Source organism: Rhizobium sp. BK008, from assembly GCF_014197345.1.
Taxonomy (GTDB): Bacteria; Pseudomonadota; Alphaproteobacteria; order Rhizobiales; family Rhizobiaceae; genus Rhizobium; species Rhizobium anhuiense.
This window is the reverse complement of record NZ_JACIFK010000001.1, coordinates 763,327-779,075: the sequence shown is the minus strand read 5'-3', so window position 1 is coordinate 779,075 and position 15,749 is coordinate 763,327. Positions and strand designations below refer to the sequence as shown.

Annotated in this window: 14 protein-coding genes; 6 read left to right on the top strand and 8 right to left on the bottom strand. The window is 62.5% G+C overall.

Annotation, left to right across the window (positions count from 1 at the left end):
- Positions 1-88 precede the first annotated feature (88 nt).
- The 3 genes from FHT69_RS03660 (at position 89) to FHT69_RS03650 (ending at position 6,996) form a co-directional block, all read left to right on the top strand.
- Positions 89-3,874: a FecR domain-containing protein gene (locus FHT69_RS03660; RefSeq protein WP_183904928.1), complete on the top strand. Its 3,786-nt coding sequence runs from the start codon at positions 89-91 to the stop codon at positions 3,872-3,874.
- Positions 3,874-5,856, top strand: a complete 1,983-nt coding sequence (locus FHT69_RS03655) for a CHASE2 domain-containing protein (RefSeq protein WP_183904927.1) — start codon at positions 3,874-3,876, stop codon at positions 5,854-5,856. Before FHT69_RS03660 ends, FHT69_RS03655 begins: the two co-directional genes overlap by 1 nt.
- Positions 5,857-6,015: 159 nt before the next feature.
- Complete coding sequence (locus FHT69_RS03650; RefSeq protein ID WP_097542210.1) at positions 6,016-6,996, top strand: SDR family oxidoreductase; 981 nt, start codon at positions 6,016-6,018, stop codon at positions 6,994-6,996.
- A 118-nt stretch (positions 6,997-7,114) separates the two neighbouring features.
- On the opposite strand, the gene FHT69_RS03645 is transcribed toward FHT69_RS03650, so the two are convergent.
- The gene (locus tag FHT69_RS03645) at positions 7,115-8,005 is read right to left on the bottom strand and encodes a LysR family transcriptional regulator (protein ID WP_183903092.1); all 891 of its coding nucleotides are present in this window, start codon (positions 8,003-8,005) and stop codon (positions 7,115-7,117) included.
- Positions 8,006-8,177: 172 nt separating this feature from the next.
- On the opposite strand from FHT69_RS03645, the gene FHT69_RS03640 reads away from it, so the two are divergent.
- Positions 8,178-9,074, top strand: a complete 897-nt coding sequence (locus tag FHT69_RS03640; RefSeq protein ID WP_063474668.1) for a DMT family transporter — start codon at positions 8,178-8,180, stop codon at positions 9,072-9,074.
- Positions 9,075-9,106: 32 nt separating this feature from the next.
- Here the strand turns inward: FHT69_RS03640 and FHT69_RS03635 are convergent, their stop codons facing one another.
- On the bottom strand, positions 9,107-9,643 hold the full coding sequence (locus FHT69_RS03635) for a GNAT family N-acetyltransferase (protein WP_063474667.1): 537 nt from the start codon (positions 9,641-9,643) through the stop codon (positions 9,107-9,109).
- A gap of 44 nt (positions 9,644-9,687) precedes the next feature.
- Positions 9,688-10,440 carry a nucleotidyltransferase domain-containing protein gene (locus FHT69_RS03630; RefSeq protein ID WP_063474666.1) on the bottom strand — a complete coding sequence of 251 codons (753 nt, stop codon included), beginning with the start codon at positions 10,438-10,440 and terminating at the stop codon, positions 9,688-9,690.
- A gap of 284 nt (positions 10,441-10,724) precedes the next feature.
- Here FHT69_RS03630 and FHT69_RS03625 point away from each other — a divergent pair, with 284 nt between their 5' ends.
- Both FHT69_RS03625 and FHT69_RS03620 read left to right on the top strand, forming a co-directional pair.
- Positions 10,725-11,420: a fumarylacetoacetate hydrolase family protein gene (locus FHT69_RS03625; protein ID WP_063474665.1), complete on the top strand. Its 696-nt coding sequence runs from the start codon at positions 10,725-10,727 to the stop codon at positions 11,418-11,420.
- A gap of 10 nt (positions 11,421-11,430) precedes the next feature.
- Positions 11,431-11,961, top strand: a complete 531-nt coding sequence (locus FHT69_RS03620; protein WP_063474664.1) for a gamma carbonic anhydrase family protein — start codon at positions 11,431-11,433, stop codon at positions 11,959-11,961.
- Positions 11,962-12,248: 287 nt separating this feature from the next.
- Here the strand turns inward: FHT69_RS03620 and FHT69_RS03615 are convergent, their stop codons facing one another.
- The 5 genes from FHT69_RS03615 to FHT69_RS03595 form a co-directional block, all read right to left on the bottom strand.
- Complete coding sequence (locus FHT69_RS03615; RefSeq protein WP_047610727.1) at positions 12,249-12,650, bottom strand: hypothetical protein; 402 nt, start codon at positions 12,648-12,650, stop codon at positions 12,249-12,251.
- A 410-nt stretch (positions 12,651-13,060) separates the two neighbouring features.
- Positions 13,061-13,459, bottom strand: coding sequence for an ester cyclase (locus FHT69_RS03610; RefSeq protein WP_047610729.1), 399 nt, complete (start codon positions 13,457-13,459; stop codon positions 13,061-13,063).
- An 85-nt stretch (positions 13,460-13,544) separates the two neighbouring features.
- A complete protein-coding gene (locus FHT69_RS03605) occupies positions 13,545-13,943 on the bottom strand; it encodes a Fur family transcriptional regulator (protein ID WP_047610731.1) in 399 nt (132 codons plus the stop codon).
- On the bottom strand, positions 13,940-14,755 hold the full coding sequence (gene znuB / locus FHT69_RS03600; protein WP_063474663.1) for a zinc ABC transporter permease subunit ZnuB: 816 nt from the start codon (positions 14,753-14,755) through the stop codon (positions 13,940-13,942). The genes FHT69_RS03605 and znuB overlap by 4 nt, the downstream gene beginning before the upstream one ends.
- Positions 14,748-15,707 carry a metal ABC transporter ATP-binding protein gene (locus tag FHT69_RS03595; RefSeq protein ID WP_183904926.1) on the bottom strand — a complete coding sequence of 320 codons (960 nt, stop codon included), beginning with the start codon at positions 15,705-15,707 and terminating at the stop codon, positions 14,748-14,750. Before FHT69_RS03595 ends, znuB begins: the two co-directional genes overlap by 8 nt.
- Positions 15,708-15,749 lie beyond the last annotated feature (42 nt).

The following is a 15,749-nucleotide window of genomic DNA, read 5'->3' as shown; positions in this document are numbered from 1 at the left end:
TCACAGCGAATTCAAGAACACGTGTGCAACGCGCTTGACTTTTCTTTTCTACATGGACAAAGGGGAAGTGGGGTTTGGGGTTGGGGTCATGCTGGGTCGCTGGAAAAACATCTGTCGCGCCGGGGTGGCGCTTGCGCTTGTCGTGCCGGGCTTTTCCCCGGCGGCGGCCGACCCGGTGCAACGTGCAACACCGGTCGCCGGATCCGTCATCGCCCGCAAGACCGGCGAGGAGGTCCGCTTCATCGACGTGTCGAACTGGCGCGTCGTCGACATCCATCAGGATCTGCTGACTGGCGACGTGCTGCGCACCAATGCCAACGGCCAGCTCGCCATCGTCTTTTCCGATCACACCCAGGTTCGCCTCGGCCGCAATTCCTCGCTACAGGTCAAGAAGATGGCCGCAAGCGGCGACACGACGCTGGAGCTGCAATCAGGAACGATCTGGGCGCGCGCCGAGCGCGGCGGCCAAGGCCTGACGGTGGAAACGCCGGCGGCCGCAGCCGCCATCCGCGGCACCGATTGGACCATGACGGTCGAGGGCGACAAGACCTCGATGATCGTGCTCGAAGGCCGCGTCGCGCTCAGCAACCCACAGGGCAGCGTCGAAGTGAGCGAAGGTGAAGGCGCCGTCGCCACCATCGGTCAGGCGCCGCGCAAGCTCGTTATCGTCACGCCCGACGATCGCGAGCAGATGCTGTTTTACCTGAACCTGCGAGACGGCTTCGGCCTGATGCCGACCTCGCCGCTGCCGGCAGGCCGCATGGCCGACGAGCGCCGCCGGCTGCTGGCATTGCCGCCGGAGCGTCGCACAACCGAGGACTGGCTGGAGCTTGCCGAAGTGCAGAGCGCCTTCGACGGCCGGCAGGTCGCCGCAGAGACGCTTCAGCAGGTTCGGGGCCGCAAGCTGACGACCACCCAGAAGGCGCGCGTCGACCTGATCGATGCCACCATCGCCGGCTCCGAAAAACGTTACGACGAAGCCGCAAGGCTGTTTGCGACGGCACTGCCGCATCTCGACGCCAACCGCCGGAACATGGCGCAGTATGGCGCTTACTTCGCCCGCTCGCTTGCCGATCCCGCCCATGTCGAAAAACCGCCGTCGGCTGCCGTCGGTCCCTATGGCGCGATCATGAAGGCCTACACCGCCGGCTTTCTAGAAAACCCGCGCGCCGCTCTCGATGTGATCAGCCAAGCAGAGAAGCGTTTTCCCGACGATCCCACCCTACCCGCAATCCGCGCCCAACTGGCGCAGCTGATCGATGACCGCGCCCAGATGCAGGAGGCCGTGAACCGCGCCCTCTCGCTCGATCCCAACCATCCGATCGCCCTTGCCGCGCGCGCCTCCTACAAGGCGAGCTATGAAAGCGATATCGACGGCGCCCTCGCCGATCTGAACCGCGCCATCGAGCTTGCGCCCGGGGCATCGGGATCGTTGAACTCGATGGGCCTGCTGCAGAGTGCCCGCGATGCCAATGGCGAGGCCGAGGCGGCCTTCCTGAAGGCGATCGCGCTCGATCCGCAGGACCCGGTTCCCCACGGCAATCTTGCCATTCTGTACCTGGACCAATCCAGGATGAAGGATGCCAAGCGCGAGATCGACACAGCGCTCGCCGTCGATCCGTCCTACGACATCGCTCTCCTCGCCCGCGGCCGCTACTACCTTCAGACCGGCGAGCGCGACAAGGCGCTGGCGGACTTGCTGGCGGCCAGCACCGCCAATCCGGCGCATTCGCAGTCGCAGCTGATGCTTGCCGCCGCCCACTACGAAAAGGGCGACCGTCTCCCCTCCGAGCAAGCGGTCGACAATGCCGACAGGCTCGACAAGAACGATCCCGTCATCTCTTCCTTCCGCACTGCCGTCGATATCGACGATTACGACGCCGACGGCGCGATCCGCAACGCCCAGGAGTTTCTCCGCCGCTCCAGGGCGCGCGGCGGCGATTACAGCGCGCTCGGCGCCAACCAGGACGCCGGCTCGACCCTGAACAACGCCTTCCGCCTGCAGGGCCTGGACGCTTGGGGCCGCTATTATGGCGATGCGGTCTTCAGTCCCTTCGAAGGCAGCGGCTATACCGACCAGTCGATCAAGGGCAGCATCTTTCCCTTCAGCAATGCGACTGATTTCGGCGACGACAATATCAGCCAGTACCGCCTCAACACGTCGAGCTTCTCCTCGCTCTTCCAGGGCCTGCTGCTCGATCCGCATATGCTGTCGGGCCGTTCGCGCTCGGCCACGCTTCTGCGCACTCCTTTCATCGAAGGTTCGCTCGGCGGCGGCATCAACAGCGTCGACGGCCATACCAGGCGCATCGGCGAGGCCGAAATCCAGGGCTTCTCCAACGAAACCATCCCGCTCAGCTTCTACGGCAACCTGAACTGGGAGGAGATCGCCCGCGACGGCGACTATACGGATTTCGGCGGCTTCTCCACCGACAACAAGATCCTCAGCGGCAACGGTTATCTCACAGCGACGATCACCCCGGATGACCGCGTCGTCGCCTACTTCAATGGCGCCAAACGCGATTTCGACCTCGACACATTGAGCAGCAATTCCCAGCTGTCGACCATTCTGAACGACGGTCTGTTCGATCCCATCCTCGTTCCCTTTTTCGGTATCCCGCGGGTGCCTGATGAGTTACCGCTCTATCTCAACCGGCGCGACATCATCACGACGACCAATGCCGGCATCGGCTGGAGCCATACATTCGGCTACGAAAACGTGCTGAACACAGCGCTGCTCTATTCGGGGACCAGGACGAAGACCACCGCTGAGATGGAATTCGATTGGGAGGCCGTGCCGTTCCTCGGCGGTCCCGGCACCGATATTCGCCCCTTCGGGCAGACCACCCAGGACGTGAGCTCGAAGACCTATGTCGCCGCTCTCAACCACGATATCGGCGCGGGACCGCTGACCTTCCGCTATGGCATCGAGGGCGGCTGGATCGATGCCCACAACAGCAGCTTCCTCCACATCGAGGATATCGTTCCGGGCTTCCTCGACGGCACGACGCTCGGCCCCACGGAGGCCGACAACCGCGTCGACATTGCCCGCGGCTATGTCGACGTGCTGCACGAGATCACGCCCGATCTGAAGGGCGAATATGCGCTGTTCGGCACCCGCATGTCGGGTGACGGCGTCGATGTCAGCCGGCTGGAGCCGCGTTTCGGCCTTGCCTGGGCGCCCGTCCAGAACCATTGGCTGCGCGCCGCCTTCATGCGCCAGAGCGTCGACACCGGCGTTCCGACCCTTGCCCCGGTCGGCATCCTCGGCCTGCAGCCGAACCAGTTTTCGGTCGGCATCGAAGGTTACAGCGATACGGTGGCGCTGCAATGGGATGCAGAGTGGACCGACCGCTTCTTCACCTCGGTCGAATACCAGCACCAGGAACTGCATGATTTCTCGATCGATTTTCCGTTGATCTCGCTTCCGGCAGCCGACAGCCTGCCGCTGTCGCGCGGCAGCATCGACCGCGCCGCCGTCACCGCCAACGTCGCCCTCGGCTATGGCTTCGGCCTGTCCGCCACCTATGCTTACATGGAGTCGGAGAACAAGGACCCGCTGGAGCCGAATTACGGCGGCTCGCTTCCATTCATTCCGAAAAATTCCGGCCAGATCGCCCTGACCTGGGTCAATGAGGCCAAGGTCAAGGCGACGGTGGCGGCCAACTATATCGGCGAACGCGACGGCGACGATCTCGGCACCAAGCTCGACGACTATTGGACCCTCGACGCCCACCTGATCTGGGAACCCCTGGACAAGCGCATCGCGCTGGAGGCGGCCGCCTATAACCTGCTCGACGAGGATTTCGAGCTGACGCCCGGCGTACCCGGCTGGGGCCGCGCCTTCAAGGGCACGCTCAAAGTCCGCTTCTGATGCAGGCGCAGGACAAGCCTCGGCAGGTCGGACCCGCCAGCCGGCAAGCCGAAAGCCGTCATCTCAGGCTGCTGGTGCTGGCGCTTGCGACGCTGGTCGCCATCTCGCTCTTGTCGCGCCTGCCCGCCTGGTCGCTGCTCGAGCTCAGAAGCTTCGACTATCTCTCGACCGTCGACGATCCGCGCCCGCCGCAAGGCGGACCCGTGATCGTCGCCATCGACGAGCCATCGCTTGCCGATATCAATGCGCAGTGGCCCTGGCCGCGCAGCCTGCATGCCGAACTCATCAGGCAGCTGCGTGCGGCCGGCGCCCGTGTCATCGGCCTCGACATCATCATGGCCGAACCGTCGAACCCCGACAATGATGCGGCAATCACCGGGGCCGTCGGCCCCGATGTCGTGCTCGCCGGCGATGAAACGCTGATCGAAACGCCGCAGGCCTCGCAGCTGATCCGCGCCACGCCGCTGCCGCAGCTGACCGAAGCGGGTGCGGTGACCGGCATCGCCTCCATCGATCTCAGCGGCGACGGCACGTTCCGGCGCATTCCAGGCTATGGGGACGGTTTTGCCGCCATGCTGATGAAGGCGGCGGGAGCAGCAAACATAGCCCTGCCCTCCGGCCGGCTCATCCAGTCCTTCGGCCCGGCCCGCTCCTATCCGACGGTCTCCTACTACCAGGCGCTCGACCCCGAGAATCTGCTGCCGCCGGGTTATTTCAAGGACCGCGTCGTGCTCGTCGGCCTCAGCCTGCAGAATGCGCCCGAGATCGACAAGGGCGGCGTCGATGCCTTTGCCTCGCCCTATACCGTTCATACCGGCAAGCTCGTCTCCGGCGTCGAGATCCAGGCGACGATCTACGACAATATCCGCCGTGGCCTGTCGATCACGGAGGCTCGTCTGCCGCTGGTCGCCGCCTGCATTCTGATCTCGGTGCTGCTGGCCGCCGCCACCGTCTGGCGTTCGACGGGATGGCTGACGATCGTCGCCAGCGCCGCCGCACTCATCGCCTTCGCGGTAGCGAGTTTTGCCGGCATGCGCTTTGCCCATGTCTTCGTCTCGCCGCTCGGCCCAGTCGTCGCTTATGTCTCGGTCGCCTTCGGCCAGGCGGCCTTCGATTATGCCGAGGAGCGCCGCAACAAGCGGCAGATCATTCGCGCCTTCGCCCAATATATCTCGCCCGATCTGGTCCGACGCCTGTCGAACGATCCCTCGCAGCTGAAGCTCGGCGGCGAGCGGCGTACGCTCTCGGTGCTGTTTTCCGATGTGCGGGGGTTCACCACCATTGCCGAGACCCTGAAGGACGATCCGGAGCAGCTGACCGGCCTGATCAACCGGCTGCTGACGCCGCTCTCCGACGTGGTGATGGATCACGGCGGCACGATCGACAAATATATGGGCGATTGCATCATGGCCTTCTGGAACGCACCGCTCGACGATCCCGACCACGCGCTCCATGCGGTGCGCGCCTCGCTTGCCATGCAGGCGGCGATATCGAGGCTGAACAGCCAGCTGGAGCGGGAGGCGGCGATACGCGGCGACAAGCCGCATGTGCTGAAGATGGGCGTCGGCATCAACACCGGCGAATGCATCGTCGGCAATATGGGCTCGACCCGCCGCTTCGACTACTCCTGCCTCGGCGACAGCGTCAACCTCGCCTCCCGCCTCGAAGGCGCCTCGAAGAATTATGGCGTCGCCCTGTTGCTCGGCGAGGAAACCGCCAGACTGGTCGCGGATACCTACACCGTCGTCGAACTCGACCGCATCATCGTCAAGGGCCGCACCGTGCCCTCACCGGTCTATACCGTCGTGCACAAAGCCGATGCTGAAGCGCTTGCCGCCCACCAGGCTTTCATCGAGACGAAATATGCCGGCACACTTGCGCCAGCCGACCCCGCCTTCGACAGGCTGGCCGCTGATATCCCCGAGCTTGCCGCCTACTACGCGATCGTGCGGGATGCGATGGTGGGCGATGGTGGGGAATGATGGCCACTTGTACGGCAGGCGATCAGTGACGGCTTTCGGCTCAACGCGGCCCCGCTCGCGGCGCAATCTTCGGTGCACGAGATTTGCGGGAGACGATCACGTTCTTTCGCGCTATGAAGGGTGATCACCAGATCCCGCCCATAGACCCCGAGGTCACTCATGGCTTTGAAAGTTCTTTTCATTGGCGGCACCGGCCAGATTTCCTATCCCTGCGTCGACCGCGCCGTTGCTGAGGGCCATCATGTCAGCGTCTTTAATCGCGGCTTGAGAAGCGACCCATTGCCTGCGGGGGTGACCTCGATCGTCGGTGAACTTGGGTCGACCGCCTATGCGGATCTCGCCAGGGCCAATTATGATGTCGTCTGCCAATTCATCGCCTTCACGCCCGATCAGGTGGCGCGCGACATCGAGCTGTTTGCGGGCAATTGCGGTCAGTATATTTTCATCTCTTCGGCATCGGTCTATGAAAAGCCGCCGCGTCACTACGTGATCACCGAAGAGACGCCGGCGATCAATCCCTACTGGCCCTACAGCCAGGCCAAGATCGCCTGTGAGGAATTGCTCAAGAAGTCCAGCAATCTGGCCTGGACGATCATCCGCCCCAGCCACACCGTTCGCACCGGCCTGCCGATCATGATGGGCGATAGCGACGTCATGGCGAGACGCATGCTGGACGGCGAACCCACCATCGTGGCGGGCGATGGCCACACGCCTTGGACACTGACCCGCTCCGTCGATTTCGCAGTGCCTTTCGTCGGGCTTTTCGGCAAGAAAGCAGCGCTCGGCGAGATTTTCCACATCACCTCCGATCGCGCCCACATCTGGGACGATATCCAGAAGACGATTGCAAGATTGCTGGGCGTAGAGGCCAAGATCGTCCACGTACCGACCGACACCCTGATCAGGTACAATCCGGATTGGAGAGGCCCGCTGGTCGGCGACAAGGCCTGGACGGCCATCTTCGACAATTCGAAGGTCAAGCGCGTGGCGGGTGACTTCACCTGTGCCGAGAGCCTGGATGAAATCCTGGCTGAGCCGATCATGCACCTCAAGCAGCGCCTGGCCAAAAGCCGTCCGCCAAAAGGTGAACTTGATGCCCTGATCGACAGGATATGCGCCGCGCAAAGCGCTCTCGGCTAGCGCGCCGCGTGCCCTTTCGGACGCAGAAAGGACGCTCTAGCACTTTCAATCCTCGCATCGTGCTTTCCGAAAATCGATTCCGATTTTCGGGCCGATGCGCTGGGCATGTCCCGGCCCGTCAGCTCGCCAGGGTCAGTCCGCCGTAGCGGCTGACCTCATTCTCGATTTCGGCGACCAGCGTATCGAGCGCCGGGTTTCGCGCCTTTCGGGCTCGGCGCACCACATAGGCCAGGGCGGGAGGTGTGGGCAGGCGGTTGGTGATGATACTCATCTCGGGGCGCAGATGGCGCCCATTCAGAAGCGCCACGCCCAGCGCGGATGTGACTGCCGAGACGATTCCGGCGGCGCTGGCGCATTCGAACACCGTCTCGAGCAGCGAGTCACCGTCCTGCCCGATATCAAGCGCCCATTGGCGATAGAAGCATTCGTCGTCAAAAGACAGGAATGGAATGGGACCACTCGGCGGCAGAGGCAAGTCCGCATGCTTCACCCAGTAGAGCTGCTCCCGGAAAAGGACGATATCGGTCGGGCGAACCTCGTGGGCAAAGATCTGCACGATCGCAGCATCGAGCTCGCCCCGCTCCAGCATCCCCCTGAGAACCAGACTCATTCTGACCTTGGTGCGCACCGCGACATCAGGATGGAGACGACGAAACCGGCCCAATATGCGGGCAAGGTCCGTGCAGGTCGTGTCCTCGGTCAGCCCCAGCGCGATGCGCCCGGCGAGCGGCGTTTTCGTCAGGCTGAGAAGCGCTTCGTCATGAAGGCCAAGGATACGTTCGGCATAATCCAGCAAGTCCTCTCCGGCGGCGGTGAACATGGCCGAGCCTGATTTGCGGCTGAGCAAATCGCAATCGAGGCTGACCTCGAGCCGCTTGATCTTATGGCTGACGGCCGATTGCGACAGACCGAGCGCCTCGGCGGCGCGAGTGACTCCACCATGACGGCGAACGGACCACAGGACCCGCAACGCGTCTATTTCCAATCGTCGGCTGTTGAGTTCGGTCATGGAGGCGCTCTCTGCTCACTGTGTCGCAAAATCTATGCATGGAGCTGGCCCGGCCTGACAAGTCGACATCGATAAAGCGAGCGCATTGTCATGTCGCGATCGATATTTGTCATGTGCGATGGCGCATTTCCTGACCTATTTCAGAGCAGAGCGTTATCGAAATGAGTATGCCATGACAGATCAATCAATCGTCCGGCCCGAGCCGCGACGACATCCTCTCCTCTGGCCCGTGCTGGCGGCACTTCTGGTGATCAGCTGGAGTTCCGGTTTCGTCGGCATCCGCTACGCCAGCGAGGGGGCAAGCGTCATTCTGGTCTTGTTCTGGCGCACCCTTCTGTCGGGACTGATACTGCTGCCCTTCGCGCTGACGATCGGGCCAAGGATGCATCTGCGCAGTGTGCTGGGGCAAATGCTGTTCGGCGTGATGTCGGTCTTCCTCTATCTCGGTGGATTCGCTCTCGCCATCGAGCAGCGCGTGCCGACGGGACTGGTCGCACTGATTTCCGACCTCTTGCCGCTGGCGATTGCGTGCCTGTCGCAACCGCTCCTGGGCGAACGGCTGACATTGCGGCAATGGCTGGGGACGACGATCGCCGTGGTGGGCGTTCTGCTCGTTTCGCTCGAAAGCCTGAGCTTCGGCCAGGCCCCGCTCTGGGCCTATGGGCTGACGGCCGGCTCGATGCTGATTTTCGCCCTCGCCTCGGTTCTCTACAGACGGCGGCGCGACGAGCACATGCCTGTCCATCAGAGCCTTTGCATCCAGACCCTGACCGGCTCGGCCTTGTTTTCGTTCTGCGCCTTCATGCAGGGCAATATGATCCCGCCGATGACCATCGATTTCGCCATCGGCATGACATGGCTCGTGCTGATCGCAACCTTTACCGCCTATTCGGTCTATTACACCAGTCTTCGACTTTTCCCGGTGGCGCAGGTCAGCGCCGCAATCTACCTCAGCCCACCCGTCACCATGTTATGGGCCTGGGCCCTGTTTTCCGAGCCGCTGACGGCAACGATGTTCGTCGGATTGGCGGTGACAATGGTGGGTGTCTGGATGACCTCGCGAGCGTGAACGCTTGTGCGGATGCGATCGGCGCTTGCCGCTTAAGTCCGGAAACTGCCGAAGGCGTACATGTTGGTCGGCGCGCCGTGCAACATCACCTCGCACTCGAAGGCGAAGCCACATTTTTCGAGAATGCGTCTTGACGCGGTGTTGGCGGTGCGAACCAATCCGATCACGCGATCGGCCTGCAGATCGTCGAATGCAAATGTCAGGGATTCCCTGACCAATTCCGTGGCATAGCCATGGCCCCAGCTTTCAGGTTGCAGATGATATGAAAGGTTGAGGCCATCGAATTCCGTGGAAACAGTGACGCCGCCGAACCCTATCAGCGCGCCGTCTGACTCAACAGCCCAACGCCCGAACCCGTGATCTTTCCAATGCCCGATATCGCGCGCGAGCCGCGCAGCACTTTCCTCCGGCGTATCAGGCCGGGGCACCGGTCGGTGTGCGACCAGTTCCGGTCGCGAAAAAAGCCGGATCAGGAAATCGGCATCCCCTTCCACCGGAGGTCTGAGAAGCAATCTGGCGGTGCGCCTCACGGCAGACTGCAAGACACCTTTGAACTCATTCTCAAACATCTTTCATCCAATTTTCAAAATGCGGCAACGTGACCGATACCAAATTATTCCAGGCGGCGCGCTTCCAGCGGCGCGTTCTGCCGGTACCCGTCGAAATAGCGGCCGCCATGCAGGGCGAGCTCGCGGTCGGCAAGGGCCAGCAACCGGGCGCCGTCGCCCTGCCCCGCCAGCCTGAACGCCGCGTCGAATTCGGCCGCCAGTTGCGCATCGAGCGTCTTCAGGACACGCGGCGCCCACTTGCCGCGGCCGCTCCATGCGCCGCGCCCGAGCAGGATCAGATCGGCGAGCTTCTGGTAGAGCAGTGCGGCGATAGCGGCGACCTCTTCGGGCGGGCGGGCGCCGCGCAGGTCATCGGCCAGATCGGTGACCTGATAGCGCAGCATGTCATAGTCTGCCCCGGCAAGAGGCTTGGGCCCTGCCGCCAGAATATCCGCCGCCTTTGCCTGGATGAGGCGGGCGCTGTCGATATCCGGTCCCAAAATGCAGCCTGTCATCACCATGTTGACCATGATCGGATAGCCGCTGTCAGCATCCCGATGAAGATAATGCGCTAGCGTCTGCGCATCGTGGACGAAGGCCTCGACCGGGAAGCCGTCCTCAGTGAACGATTCCCGCCAGGCTCTTTCCAGCGACGGGAAGACGACGACCAGATCGATATCGGAAAACGCAGTCCCTTCGCCGCGCATGATGGAACCCGCCACATAGGTGAAAGCAGCCCCGGCAAAGCGGCTGGCGACACAGCGGCGGGCAGCGGCCAGCGCCCGCTCCGCGAGAATATGTTTCTGGATATCGTCCACGATCTCGTCCTCGAATGCGGGACACGGGCGGGAACAAAAAACCCGCTCGTTTCCGGCGGGTTGGTCTCAGCAGCGATGAACGGAATTCAGTTCACGCGTCCACCACCCACCGCGGCGCGGTGGTCGTAGACTTGGTCGAAACTGCAAAAATCCTGCTCATGGCCAAGGTTAACCCGCGACCGTGACGGCGTCAATGCACCCGATCCGGGCGCCAGGGATGCTTTCCCGGCGCGACGTTTTCCGTCTAAGATGGCGCAAGAGTCGAAAACAGGAAGAGCCCGCCCATGCCCCATCCCGCCACCGTCATTCCGCGTCCCGCACCGGTACTGCTGCCGGTGGAAGGCAGCGCCGAGCGTTTTCCGGTGCGCCGCGTCTATTGCGTCGGGCGCAACTATGCCGACCATGCGATCGAGATGGGCCATGATCCCAGCCGCGAGCCACCCTTCTTCTTCCAGAAGAATGCCGACAACCTGCTGCCGGCGGGCCACGCCTTTCCCTATCCGTCGCTGTCATCAGACGTGCATTACGAGGTCGAATGTGTGCTGGCGCTGAAATCCGGCGGCGCGAACATTCAGGCCGCGGATGCGCTCGACTGCATCTACGGCTATGCCGTCGGCATCGATTTCACCCGCCGCGATCTGCAGGGCGAGGCAAAGAAGCTCGGCCGTCCCTGGGAAGTCGGCAAGGCTTTCGAACATTCCGCCCCCGTTTCGTCGATCGTTCCGGCCAGTCGCCTCGGCCACCCCACGCAGGCAAAGATCTGGCTGGAACAGAACGGCAAACGCGTTCAGGACGGTGATCTCAACCAGATGATCTGGAAGGTGCCGGAGATCATCGCCGAATTGTCGAAGCTTTTCACCTTGGCGCCCGGCGATATCATCATGACCGGCACGCCCGCCGGCGTCGGCGCAGTCGCCAGGGGCGATCATATCTATTGCGGCATCGACGGTATCGCCACCCTATCGGTCGAGGTCGTCTGAGGAGAGAGTCATGCCCGTCTATGCGCTCGGCGGATCGACGCCGAAACTGCCCGCCGCCGGCCTCTATTGGATCGCACCGGATGCCAACATCATCGGCCGAATCGAGCTCGGCGAGAATGTCGGCATCTGGTTCGGCGCAGTGCTGCGCGGCGACAACGAGAAGATCACCGTCGGCGGAGGCAGCAACATCCAGGAGGGCGTGATGGCCCATACGGACATGGGCTTCCCGCTGACGATCGGCAAAGGCTGCACCATCGGCCATCACGCCATTCTCCACGGCTGCACCATCGGCGACAACGCGCTGGTCGGCATGGGCGCCACCATCCTCAACGGTGCGAAAATCGGCAACAACTGCCTCGTCGGCGCCAATGCACTGGTCACCGAAGGCAAGGAATTCCCAGACAACTCCCTGATCGTCGGAGCACCCGCCCGCGTCCTGCGCACGCTCGACGAAGCGGCAATCGGAGCCATCCGCCGCTCGGCGGAAAACTACGTCGCCAACTGGCAACGCTTCGCCCGCGATCTCAAGCAGATCGGGTGACGCGCCACAGAGTTGTTGCCATTGGCAATCCAATCAAGAAAAACGCCGCTTCGGGATTCCGAAATTCGCGGCGTTTCGTGAGGTGTGGACGGAGAGAAACAGCCAATGATTTCAATGCCGCAACCAATTTCGGGATTCCGAAGTGCTATATAGAGTCTGGTCGGGTATTGCCGGCATCGACTAATCGCAGCCGGGCCAATAGCTGCCGTAGCCACTCCAGTGGAGACCTCGCATCGATCCCCGACGCCTCGAAATGACGGCCCAGCCCGATTTCGCGGAAGAGTGCCTTATTCGGCGGCTTCGAGAAACTGGCTGTTCCGTGAGGAAGAGGCAAGAGCCTGAACCCTGGCTTCGGCCTTGGCGATCAATTGATAGAATTCGTCCTGCGCTTCGACATCCAGTTGGATGACGGCATTGACGTCGTCAGGTGTATCGCAGACGCAAGCGACCGCCGAAATGGGACAGATGCCGCCGGGATAACGTTTGCCGCTGCCCGTATAGGCGCGGCGACCCCAGCGCTCGGAATAGACCGTCTCTTCCCGTTCGAGATGCAGGATCGTTCCCTTGCAAGCGGTCACGATAGCTGCCTTGCCGTAAGCGAACCAATGATAGTTCAGCTTCCGGAGAATATATTTGCCGGTGATATCTTCGCCCGCCAGCTCGGCAGGGTTTTCAATCATTCTGATCATGACGGCTTCCTCAACGTTTAAACAATATCCGTCATGTCGTCGCGCGCAGCAAGTCGAAAAACGCTGCTTTTGGAGACACTTAGTCACAAAGTGTTTCCGATTCTTACACCAAACGCTCGCGGAGCTGCCCGTCGGGCACACAATTCTTCGTCGAATTTACCGCAACCTGCCACCGATTTTGCCCTTGCTCGAGCTGGCGGCGACGTCAATGTCCCCTGGTGTTTCTCGGTCAGGGCTCGATATCTCTTTCTGACTGGCCCGAAGACCGCGCCGTTTTCATCCCGGGAAACGGCCGGTTCGTTTCGCCAATTTGCCACCTGCAGAAGAATTTTATGGTCGACGCGATCAACCCATCTCCGCCACCGTTCCGTCAGAACCCACCAAGGTCGGCAAACCGCAAGACCGTGCAATCACCTCTCGCCTCGAAGCTGAGCTTCGATTGCCACCTTGTCGATCACCGACCAGACCTCGACGATCTTTCCGTGGCGAAATTCGTAGATCACGTTCTCGCTGAAGGCAACGCGCCTACCGTTGACCTCGAGGTCGAGGAATTTTCCCTTCGGCGTGCAGTCGAAGCCCAACCGGCAAGCGACGTAAGGCGGGTCGGCGATCAGCATCAGGACATTGAAATGGAGATCGGGAATCTCATCGAAATCCCGCTCGAGCATGGCGACGTAACCCGACAGCCCAAGCCGCCGGCCGTTATGGATCGCGCCGTCGTCGACGAATTGCCCTAGCTTCTGCCAGTCCTGGCTGTTCAGGCAGGCAATGTAATCGCGGTAGCGGTCGGAGAGGTCGGTTTTCGTCACGCGATTGCTCCTGTGTTGCAGGAATGAGGTGGGTGGCGTTCTCAGCAGACGTGGCGCATCGGGAAACGGCCGCTACCCGCTCCAATCAGGCCGCACAGGCCTCGCACAATCCGCGGATCTCGATCGTCGTCTTTTCCGGCTTGAACTTCTGGCCGCGCACCCAGGCCATCAGCCGATGGTCGACTTCGTGGTCGTGGAACTCCATCACCTGGCCGCAGCTTTCGCAGATCGCGAAGGCGACGATGCCATGGCTGTGGCAGTCGTCGCCGGGATGGGCGCAGGCGACGAAGGAGTTGATGCTTTCAAGCCGGTGCACGACGCCATATTCGAGCAGCTTCTCCAGCGCCCGGTAGACCTGCAGCGGCGCGCGAAAACCGTGATCGCGCAGCTTGTCGAGAATGGTGTAGGCGCTGAGCGGCCCATCGGCCTTTTCGAGCACATCGAAAACAAGCGACTGGTTCTTGGTCAATTGCGGTGTCGTCATGAGCCTTGTCCTTGCATGACCGCGCGATGGCGCCTGAGGGGAAGCAGGCTGAGCATGAAGAGGATCAGCGCCGCAACCACGATCGAGGGGCCGGAGGGCGTGTCGTAGGTGAGCGAACCGAACAGCCCGCCGACGACAGCGATGGCCCCGATCAGCGAGGCGAGCACCGCCATGACCTCAGGCGTCGACGAGAAGCGCCGCGCCGCAGCCGCCGGAATGATCAGCAGCGAGGTGATCAGCATGATGCCGACGATCTTCATGGCAATCGCGATGACGACGGCCATCAGCAGCATGAAGAACAGCCGCGCCCGCTCCGGCTTCAGCCCCTCGGCCTCGGCGAGCTCGGCATTGACGGTCGCCGCCAGCAGCGGCCGCCACAGCCAGGCCATTGCCACGAGAACGAAGAGCCCACCGCCCCAGATCAGCGCGATGTCGGTCGTGGAAACGGCAAGGATATCGCCGAACAGGAAAGCGATGAGATCGATCCGCACCCAGCTCATGAAGGCGACCATGACGAGGCCGATCGCAAGGGTCGCATGCGAGAGGATGCCGAGCAGCGCATCGGCCGACAGCGCCTGGCGCTTCTGCAGGAAGAGCAGCAGCACCGATACGAGGGCGGCGACGGCAAACACGGCCAGTGTCAGATTGAGTTCGAAGAGCAGCGACAATGCGACGCCCAGCAGCGCCGAATGGGCGATCGTATCGCCGAAATAGGCCATGCGCCGCCAGATGATGAAGCAGCCGAGCGGCCCCGTCGTCAGCGCCAGCCCGACGCCGGCAAGGATGGCGCGCACGAAGAAATCGTCAAGCATGGCGATCTCCCGCCGCATGCTCATGGGCGTGCGGATGCGTGTGGCCATCACCGGCATGCCCATGGTCATGCCCGGCATGCCCGTGGTCGTGCTCATGACTGTGGTCATGCGTATGCGCATGGCTGCCGTCATGCGCGTGATGCCCGTCATCGGCGTGGCAATGATCGGTGACCGTGCCGTCCGCATGCTGCACGCGCCCATCCGGCAGATGCGTATGATCGTGATGATGGCTGTAGACGGCCAGCGTCTGCGCCGCCCGGCTGCCGAACAGGCGCACATATTCCGGGCTGCGGCTGACGGATTCGGGCGTGCCGCGGCAGCACACATGACCATTGAGGCAGATGACGGTGTCGGTCTCGGCCATGACGACGTGGAGATCGTGCGAGATCAGCAGAATGCCGCAGCCGCTGGCGTTGCGGATCGATTTGATGAGATCGTAGAGGGCGATCTCGCCGGAGAAATCGACCCCCTGCACCGGCTCGTCAAGCACCAGCAGATCCGGCTTGCGGGCAATGGCGCGTGCCATCAGCGCCCGCTGGAATTCGCCGCCGGAAAGATGCTGCACTTCGGCATCGAGCATATGGGCGATGCCGGCGGATTCGAGCGCCGAGAGCATGTCGCGCTCGGGCAGCGGGCCGGTCAGCGTCATCAGCCGACGCACCGAAAGCGGCAGGGTCCAGTCGATCGACAGCTTCTGCGGGACATAGCCGACCTTGAGGTCGGCCTTGCGCTCCACCCTGCCCTCGTCGGGCTTCAGCACGCCGATTGCCGCTTTGGCGCTCGTCGATTTGCCGGAGCCGTTCGGCCCGATCAGGGTAACGATCTCGCCGCGCGAGACGGAAAAATCGACGCCGCGCACCAGCCAGCGGCCATTGCGGAGAACGCCGACATTTTCAAGCGAAACCAGCGGTTCGGCCCTGACACTACCGAGGGTCTTTGCGGGAGAGAGCATCAAATTTTCCGAAAGTGCTGTTGCGTCCTGCTATTGCACACG

Bases quoted from the DNA above. Each gene is read 5' to 3' on its own strand.
- FHT69_RS03655 (WP_183904927.1), top strand. From the start codon at position 3,874: ATGCAGGCGCAGGACAAGCCTCGGCAGGTCGGACCCGCCAGCCGGCAA.
- FHT69_RS03635 (WP_063474667.1), bottom strand. From the start codon at position 9,643: ATGTTTGAGAATGAGTTCAAAGGTGTCTTGCAGTCTGCCGTGAGGCGC.
- FHT69_RS03615 (WP_047610727.1), bottom strand. From the start codon at position 12,650: ATGATCAGAATGATTGAAAACCCTGCCGAGCTGGCGGGCGAAGATATC.
- FHT69_RS03605 (WP_047610731.1), bottom strand. From the start codon at position 13,943: ATGACGACACCGCAATTGACCAAGAACCAGTCGCTTGTTTTCGATGTG.
- znuB (WP_063474663.1), bottom strand. From the start codon at position 14,755: ATGCTTGACGATTTCTTCGTGCGCGCCATCCTTGCCGGCGTCGGGCTG.
- FHT69_RS03625 (WP_063474665.1), top strand. From the start codon at position 10,725: ATGCCCCATCCCGCCACCGTCATTCCGCGTCCCGCACCGGTACTGCTG.
- FHT69_RS03595 (WP_183904926.1), bottom strand. From the start codon at position 15,707: ATGCTCTCTCCCGCAAAGACCCTCGGTAGTGTCAGGGCCGAACCGCTG.
- FHT69_RS03650 (WP_097542210.1), top strand. From the start codon at position 6,016: ATGGCTTTGAAAGTTCTTTTCATTGGCGGCACCGGCCAGATTTCCTAT.
- FHT69_RS03645 (WP_183903092.1), bottom strand. From the start codon at position 8,005: ATGACCGAACTCAACAGCCGACGATTGGAAATAGACGCGTTGCGGGTC.
- FHT69_RS03640 (WP_063474668.1), top strand. From the start codon at position 8,178: ATGACAGATCAATCAATCGTCCGGCCCGAGCCGCGACGACATCCTCTC.
- FHT69_RS03660 (WP_183904928.1), top strand. From the start codon at position 89: ATGCTGGGTCGCTGGAAAAACATCTGTCGCGCCGGGGTGGCGCTTGCG.
- FHT69_RS03620 (WP_063474664.1), top strand. From the start codon at position 11,431: ATGCCCGTCTATGCGCTCGGCGGATCGACGCCGAAACTGCCCGCCGCC.